The 815-nt window shown below is 60.5% G+C and carries 1 protein-coding gene; it reads left to right on the plus strand.

Translation table 11 applies throughout. The features are described 5' to 3' along the window. Nucleotides 1-46: 46 nt before the first annotated feature. Nucleotides 47-748, plus strand: a complete 702-nt coding sequence (locus G8767_RS35225; protein ID WP_070160342.1) for an IS6 family transposase — start codon at nt 47-49, stop codon at nt 746-748. Nucleotides 749-815 lie beyond the last annotated feature (67 nt).

Below are 815 nucleotides of genomic sequence, written 5' to 3' on the forward strand. Positions count from 1 at the left end.
GGCATTGTCAAGTTGTTGAGATCCGCTGATCTGGGATGATCTACGGGTGTCGTCAACGTACAAGGGGTTCCGGTTTCCGCGGGAGATCATCGCGCACTGTGTGTGGCTGTACCACCGATTCACCCTCTCGTTCCGCGACATCGAGTTACTGATGGCCGAGCGCGGGGTCGAGGTGACGTACGAGACGATCCGCACCTGGTGCGCGAGGTTCGGGCCCGAGTACGCCCGCCGGCTTCGACGAAAGGTGCCCCGACCAGGTGACAAGTGGCATCTCGACGAAGTGTTCATCAAGATCGGCGGCATGCAGAAGTATTTGTGGCGGGCGGTGGACCAGCACGGAAACGTGCTCGACATTCTGATCCAAGGGAAGCGGGACGGCAAGGCGGCGACCAGGTTCTTCAAGAAACTCCTGAAGCGGCACGCTCGCCCGCCGCGGGTGCTGATCACCGACAAGCTCGCTTCGTATCGTGTTGCCCACCGGACGATGATGTCGACAACTGAGCACCGGCAAAACAAATACTTGAACAATCGGTGCGAGAACTCCCACCAACCCACCCGCCAACGTGAACGAGCGATGAAGGGCTTCCGCACTGTCAGCTCAGCACAACGATTCCTCGCAGTGTTCAGCCGGATCTCGCCGCACTTCCGCCCACCCCGGCACCGGATGGCTGCCACCGACCACCGCACCGAACTGGCCATCCGATTCCAGGTATGGGATCAGGTCACCGAACAAACCGTCGCTCCCTGACCGACCTCCCCGTGCGATGCCTTGCCGCACCCCAAAACTGCTGTACTCCAGACAACTTGACAACACC

The sequence above is a fragment of the Rhodococcus sp. IC4_135 genome, from assembly GCF_011602025.1.
Classification (GTDB): Bacteria; Actinomycetota; Actinomycetes; order Mycobacteriales; family Mycobacteriaceae; genus Rhodococcus_F; species Rhodococcus_F baikonurensis.